The organism is Pseudomonas sp. 2VD (genome assembly GCF_005503585.1).
GTDB classification, from domain to species: Bacteria; Pseudomonadota; Gammaproteobacteria; order Pseudomonadales; family Pseudomonadaceae; genus Pseudomonas; species Pseudomonas aeruginosa.
In genome coordinates this window covers 1-6,921 of record NZ_SCND01000316.1, presented here as the reverse complement: position 1 = coordinate 6,921, position 6,921 = coordinate 1, and the positions used below count along the sequence as shown (strand labels likewise).

The following is a 6,921-nucleotide window of genomic DNA, read 5'->3' as shown; positions in this document are numbered from 1 at the left end:
ACTTCGTAGCGGTGCGTACCGTCGGCCCGGGGCAGGCTGGCGATGGCCTGGTGCGAGGTGTCCTCGCAGGCGATATGGCAGCGGCCGCAACCGATGCAGGCGTCCTGGTCGATGCGGGCGATCACCTGGTAGTTGATGTCCAGGTACTTCCAGTCGGTGGTATTGCCCACCGCGCCGCCGCTGAAGTCGGACAGCCGCTGGTAGCCATGGCTGTCCATCCAGCGCGCGAGACCGTCCTGCATGTCCTCGACGATACGGAAGCCGTGCAGCATCGCCGCCGTGCATACCTGCACCGCGCCGCAGCCGAGCGCGACGAATTCCGCTGCGTCGCGCCAACTGCCGATACCGCCGATGCCACAGATCGGCAGGCCGCGGGTCTGCGGGTCGCGGGCGATCTCGGCGACCATGTTCAGGGCGATCGGCTTCACCGCCGAGCCGCAGTAGCCGCCGTGGGTGCTCTGGGTGCCGACCGCGGGGAGGGCGACCATGCGCTCCAGGTCGACGCTGGTGATCGAGTTGATGGTGTTGATCAGCGACACCGCGTCGGCGCCGCCGCGATGGGCGGCGCGCGCCGACTGGCGGATGTCGGTGATGTTGGGGGTGAGCTTGACGATCACCGGCAGCGAGCAGTGGGTCTTGCACCAGCGGGTGACCATCTCCACGTACTCCGGTACCTGGCCCACCGCCGCGCCCATGCCGCGCTCGGGCATGCCGTGGGGGCAACCGAAGTTCAGCTCGATGCCGTCGGCGCCGGTGGCTTCCACCAGCGGCAGGATGTATTTCCACGACTCCTCGACGCAGGGCACCATCAGCGACACGATCAGCGCGCGGTCCGGCCAGTCCTTCTTCACCTGGGCGATCTCGCGCAGGTTGATCTCCAGCGAGCGGTCGGTGATCAGCTCGATGTTGTTGATCCCCTGCACCTGGCGGTTCGGTCCGAAGTGCGCGGAATAACGCGACGACACGTTGACCGCCGCGGGGTCTTCGCCGAGGGTCTTCCAGACCACCCCGCCCCAGCCCGCCTGGTAGGCGCGGACCACGTTGTAGGCCTTGTCGGTGGGCGGCGCGGAGGCCAGCCAGAAGGGGTTGGGCGACTTGATGCCGGCGAATTCGATAGACAGGTCGGCCATCACGCAGCCTCCACGTTGAGCATGAGTTGGGCGTGGATCGCTTCCGCCGCCAGTTTGCCGTGCTGCACCGCCTGCACGGTGAGGTCCTCTCCGAGCGCCACGCAGTCGCCGCCGGCGTAGATGCCGGGGATGCTGGTGCGCATCTGTCCGTCGACCTGGATGCGCTCGCCGTCGCGCCGCAGTTGCGCTGCCAGCGGATCGCCCAGGCTGGCGCCTTCGAAGGCCTGGCCGATGGCCTTGAAGATGGCGTCGGCGGCCAGTTCGAAGTGCTCGCCGGTGTCGCCCAGGCGACCGTTCTCCAGGCGCGTGCGGGCGAAGCGCATGCCGCGCACCCGGCCATGCTCGTCGAGCAGTACCCGTTCCGGTCGGGCCCAGGTCAGCAGGCGCACCTGGCTGGCCTTGGCGATCTCCTGCTCGTGGCCGGTGGCGCCCATTTCCTCGAAGCCACGACGGTAGACCAGGTTGACGTCGCGGGCGCCGAGCCGGCTCATCTGCACCGCCATGTCGATGGCGGTGTTGCCGGCGCCGATGACGATGCAACGGTCGGCGACGGGCAGGTCGAGCAGGTCGTCGCTCTGCCGCAGTTCGCGGATGTAGTCGGTGGCGGCGAGCAGGCCGGGGGCGTCCTCGTCTTCCAGGCCGAGGCGCTTGCTGGCGGCCAGGCCGATGCCGAGGAACACCGCGTCGTACTCGTCGTGCAGGGCGCCGAGCGCCAGGTTGTCGCCGAGACGCTGACCGTGGCGCAGTTCGATACCGCCGATCTGCAGGAGGAATTCCACTTCGCGCCGGGCGAAGTCGTCCACCAGCTTGTAGCGGGCGATGCCGTACTCGTTGAGGCCGCCGGCCTTGGCGCGGGCCTCGAAGAGCACCACGTCGTGGCCGTGCATGGCCAGGCGGTGGGCGCAGGACAGCCCGGCCGGCCCGGCGCCGACCACGGCGATGCGCTTGCCGGTGGCCGGCGAGCGCTTGAACGGATGTTCGCCGAAGCCGGCGTGGTCGAGGGCGTAGCGTTGCAACTGGCCGATCAGCACCGGTGCGCATTCCTGGGCGTTGTTGCGTACGCAGGCCCGCTGGCAAAGGATTTCCGTGGGGCAGACGCGGGCGCAGCTGCCGCCTAGGATGTTCGCCGAGAGGATCTTCTGCGCCGCGCCCTGGACATTCTCCTGGGCGATGCTGCGGATGAACCCGGGGATGTCGATCTCGGTCGGGCAGGCGTTGACGCAGGGCGCGTCGTAGCAGTACAGGCAGCGGGCGCTTTCCAGGGCGGCCTGGCGGGCATTGAGCGGCGGTGCGAGGTCGGCGAAGCGCTCGGCGAGCGTGTCCGCGCCGGCGTCCGGACGGGGGAGGTGGTTCAGGGAATCGATCACGGTTGTAGCCTCTCTTCTGGTTTCTTCTCGGGGCAGTCAACGGCAATACGGCACCGTCCGGCCTCTACGGGCCGGTCCGGTATTGCGGGAAGGATCAGCGCTCGACGGCGACCGGGCGCTGGCGTTCGGCGCGGCGGCCGAGCACTTCGTACACCGACGGGTAGGCCGGGCGCTCCACGTAGCGTCCGGCACCGGGTTCGGCGCGCAGGTCGCCGGCGGCCCAGAGCAGCTTGCCCTGGCTGATGGTGTGGCTGGGAATGCCGCGCACGGTGCGACCTTCGAAGATGTTGAAATCGACCCGCTGGTGGTGGGTGGCGGCCGAGAGGGTGCGGCTGCCCTGCGGGTCCCAGAGCACCAGGTCGGCATCCGCGCCGACGCGGATCGCGCCCTTGCGCGGGAACAGGTTGAAGATCTTCGCGGTGTTGGTGGAGGTCAGCGCGACGAACTCGTGCATCGACAGGCGCCCGCTGTTGACCCCGGCGTCCCACAGCAGCGCCATGCGGTCCTCGATGCCGGCCGTGCCATTGGGAATCTTGCTGAAGTCGTCGCGGCCCATGGCCTTCTGCTCGGCGCAGAAGCAGCAGTGGTCGGTGGCGGTGGTATGCAGGTTGCCGGACTGCAGGCCGCGCCACAGCGCTTCCTGGTGTTCGACGGGACGGAACGGCGGGCTCATCACATAGCCGGCCGCGGTGGCCCAGTCCGGGTGGCGGTAGACGCTGTCGTCGAGCAGCAGGTGCCCGGCCAGCACCTCGCCGTAGACCGGCTGGCCCTTGGCGCGGGCATAGGCGATCTCGTCCAGCGCCTCGCGGCTGGAAATATGCACCAGGTACAGCGGCGTACCCAGCGTCTCGGCGATGCGGATGGCACGGCTGGCGGCCTCGCCCTCGACTTGCGGCGGACGCGACAGCGGATGCGCCTCGGGGCCGGTGAGGCCCTGGGCGAGGAGTTTCTGCTGCAGGTGGAAGACCAGTTCGCCGTTCTCCGCGTGCACCGTCGGCACCGCGCCCAGCTCCAGGCAGCGCTCGAAGCTGGCCACCAGGGTATCGTCGGCGGCCATGATGGCGTTCTTGTAGGCCATGAAGTGCTTGAAGCTGTTCACCCCGTGCTGTGCCACCAGCTCGCCCATTTCCCGGGCGACCTCGTCGCTCCACCAGGTGATGGCGACGTGGAAGCCGTAGTCCGCAGCGGATTTCTGCGCCCAGCCGCGCCAGGTGTGGAAGGCCTCCAGCAGCGACTGTCGCGGGTTGGGGATGACGAAGTCGATGATCGAGGTGGTGCCGCCGGCCAGCCCGGCCGCGGTGCCGCTGAAGAAGTCCTCGCTGGCCACCGTGCCCATGAAGGGCAACTGCATGTGGGTATGGGGGTCGATGCCGCCCGGCATCAGGTACTGGCCACCGCCGTCGAGGACGTCGCAGCCGGAGGGGGTTTCGAGGTTCTCGCCGATGGCCTGGATGAGGCCGTTGGCACAGAGCACGTCGGCTCGATAACTCTCTTCGTGAGTAACCACGGTGGCGCCACGGATCAACAGGGACATGCCGTCTTTCCTCGCAGGCTGACCGGTCGTTGCCGGTTCTTGAAATTGTTTTTTCGCCATGCGCCGAGGGCTTCTGTAATCCTGTCAGCGCTGACAGGATTCGAATCTAGATGCTGATCATCGATTGAGCAAGATTATTTTAAAATGGTTGTTTGAGTTTGTAACTTATTGATTTTAAATAATTAAAAATAAATATCACCAAAATGGTGAGGGTTCTCACCATTTTGACGCGCTTGACAAGAACTCAAAAAGGTCGAGATTTCCCATGCAAAATCAGCCGCTTGAAAGCCGTGTTCGAGCGGTTGTGGGGAGATGAAAAAAATTCGCCTGCACTCCTTTGGTTCCTGACCGGGGCGACAGGCTCGCGCATTTTCCCCGGTGACACGCCGGACTGCCCGTCGGCGTGTCACCGACGTTGTCGATGAAGTGTTTCAGATCAGTCGGTTACCTCCAGTAGACCGGCCTGCCCAGTGACGTCGCGGGGTTTTCGGCACGCTTATTGAGTGCCGCCCGCCACGGCATTGTCCGGACCGGAGGTGCAGTACTGGTGGTGCGGTACTCCGGCCATCGCATTAGCCCGATGAGCGAATAACTAAAAGAATTCTGGAGAGGCCCATGCAACAGAGCAGATCGGAAGTGACCGAGCGCGACGGCTTGGTCGAGCTGTCCGCCGGCAGCGACGTACTCGACAGTCCCCGCTACAACCACGACATCGCCCCGACCCGGGTGGAACAGCGTACCTGGAACAGGTGGCACATCACCGCGCTGTGGATCGGCATGTCCATCTGCGTGCCCACCTACACCCTCGGCGGCGTCCTCACCGCCTACTTCGGCCTCAGCGTCGGCGAGGCGCTGCTGGCGATCCTGCTGGCCAACCTGGTGGTGCTGATCCCGCTGACCCTCAATGCCTTCGCCGGCACCCGCTACGGCATTCCCTTCCCGGTGCTGCTGCGCGCTTCGTTCGGCATCATCGGCTCCAACGTGCCATGCCTGATCCGCGCCGTGGTCGCGTGCGGCTGGTTCGGCATCCAGACGCTGTTCGGCGGGCTGGCGATCCATCTCTTTCTCGGTTCGATCTTTCCCGCCTGGAAGGCCCTCGGCGGCACCGGCGAGGTGATCGGTTTCCTCCTGTTCTGGGGGCTGAACCTGTGGGTGGTGCTGCGCGGCGCGGAGTCGATCAAATGGCTGGAGACACTCTCGGCACCGCTGCTGGTGCTGGTCGGCCTCGGCCTGCTGGTGTGGGCGCTGCCGCACATATCGGTCAGCGAACTGCTGGCGCAGCCGCCGAAGCGCCCGGAAGGCGCCAGCGTCACCGGCTACTTCATGGCCGGGCTGACGGCGATGGTCGGCTTCTGGGCCACGCTGTCGCTGAACATCCCCGACTTCAGCCGCTATGCGCGCAGCCAGAAGGACCAGATACTCGGGCAGATCTTCGGCCTGCCGCTGACCATGTTCCTGTTCGCCGCCCTCGGCGTGGTGATGACCGCCGCCTCGGCCTCGCTGGTGGGCGAGACGGTTTCCGACCCGGTCAGCCTGATCGGCCACATCCCCAGCCCCGGCTGGGTGGCGGTGGCGATGGCGCTGATCATCGTCGCCACCCTCTCGACCAACACCGCGGCGAACATCGTCTCGCCGACCAACGACTTCCAGAACATCGCACCGAAACTCATCGGCCGCACCCGCGCCGTCTGGCTCACCGGTTTCATCGGCCTGGCGCTGATGGCCCACGAGTTGCTGAAGAAGCTCGGCTGGATCGTTTCCGACCTCAGCCTGGAAAGCGTCTACTCCAACTGGCTGCTCGGCTACTCCAGCCTGCTCGGGCCGATCGCGGGGATCATGGTGGTGGACTACTTCCTGGTGCGCAGGCAACGCCTCGACCTCGCCGGACTCTACCGCGACGACGTCTACCCGGCCTGGAACTGGCCCGGCTTCGCCGCCTTCGCGGTGCCGGTGGCGCTGACCGTCATGGCCCTCGGCAACCGCCAGTTCCACTGGTTCTACGACTACGGCTGGTTCACCGGCTCGCTGCTCGGCGGCGCGCTCTACTACGGCCTCTGCGGCCGCCGCGCGCGGAGCCCGGCGGCACTGGCCAAACCGCTGCCCTGATGGGCATACAGGCGGCCGGCGAGCCGCCGACACCTACTCCAAGCCTGAGGAGACGACAATGAGCACTGCCCGGAACGTCCTGCAATCCACCCAGCGACACATCGATGGCCAGCGCCTCTGGCAATCGCTGATGGATCTCGCCCGCCTCGGCGCCACCGCCAAGGGTGGGGTCTGCCGCCTGGCCCTGAGCGATCTCGACCGCCAGGCCCGCGATCTCTTCGTGCAATGGTGCGAAGCGGCCGGCTGCACGGTCAGCGTCGATCGGGTCGGCAACATCTTCGCCCGTCGTCCCGGGCGTAACCCGGACTTGCCCCCGGTGATGACCGGTAGCCACATCGACACCCAGCCCACCGGCGGCAAGTTCGACGGCTGCTTCGGGGTGATGGCCGGCCTCGAGGTGATCCGCACCCTCAACGACCTCGGGGTGGAAACCGAGGTGCCGCTGGAGGTGGTGGTGTGGACCAACGAGGAAGGCTCGCGCTTCGCGCCCTGCATGATGGGCTCGGGCGTATTCGCCGGGAAGTTCACCCTGGAGGAGACCCTGGCCAAGCGCGATGCCGACGGTGTCAGCGTAGGCGAGGCGCTGGACGCCATTGGCTACGCGGGAGCGCGCGATTGCCTCGGGCATCCGGTGGGCGCCTATTTCGAGGCGCACATCGAGCAGGGGCCGATCCTCGAGGACGAGGAGAAGACCATCGGCGTGGTGCTCGGCGCGCTCGGGCAGAAATGGTTCGACCTGTCCCTGCGCGGCGTCGAGGCACACGCCGGGCCAACGCCGATGCAC

General features: G+C 66.9%; 5 protein-coding genes. 2 read left to right on the top strand and 3 right to left on the bottom strand.

Annotated elements, in window-relative coordinates; genetic code table 11:
* From preA to hydA, 3 genes are all read right to left on the bottom strand, one after another.
* Positions 1-1,133: NAD-dependent dihydropyrimidine dehydrogenase subunit PreA (preA, locus tag FFS27_RS25520; RefSeq protein WP_137952280.1), on the bottom strand; the 1,133-nt coding region annotated here is incomplete at its 3' end.
* Positions 1,130-2,497, bottom strand: a complete 1,368-nt coding sequence (locus FFS27_RS25515) for an NAD(P)-dependent oxidoreductase (protein WP_003084667.1) — start codon at positions 2,495-2,497, stop codon at positions 1,130-1,132. The genes FFS27_RS25515 and preA, both read right to left, overlap by 4 nt.
* Positions 2,498-2,591: 94 nt before the next feature.
* Positions 2,592-4,031: a dihydropyrimidinase gene (gene hydA / locus FFS27_RS25510; RefSeq protein WP_003099919.1), complete on the bottom strand. Its 1,440-nt coding sequence runs from the start codon at positions 4,029-4,031 to the stop codon at positions 2,592-2,594.
* A gap of 615 nt (positions 4,032-4,646) precedes the next feature.
* Here hydA and FFS27_RS25495 point away from each other — a divergent pair.
* Positions 4,647-6,137 (top strand): NCS1 family nucleobase:cation symporter-1, encoded by a 1,491-nt coding sequence (locus tag FFS27_RS25495; RefSeq protein ID WP_003084674.1) that lies wholly within the window; start codon positions 4,647-4,649, stop codon positions 6,135-6,137.
* Between the two features lie 58 nt (positions 6,138-6,195).
* A partial coding sequence (locus FFS27_RS25490; protein WP_137952279.1) for a hydantoinase/carbamoylase family amidase occupies positions 6,196-6,921 on the top strand: 726 nt, incomplete at its 3' end.

Bases quoted from the DNA above. Each gene is read 5' to 3' on its own strand.
- hydA (WP_003099919.1), bottom strand. From the start codon at position 4,031: ATGTCCCTGTTGATCCGTGGCGCCACCGTGGTTACTCACGAAGAGAGT.
- FFS27_RS25495 (WP_003084674.1), top strand. From the start codon at position 4,647: ATGCAACAGAGCAGATCGGAAGTGACCGAGCGCGACGGCTTGGTCGAG.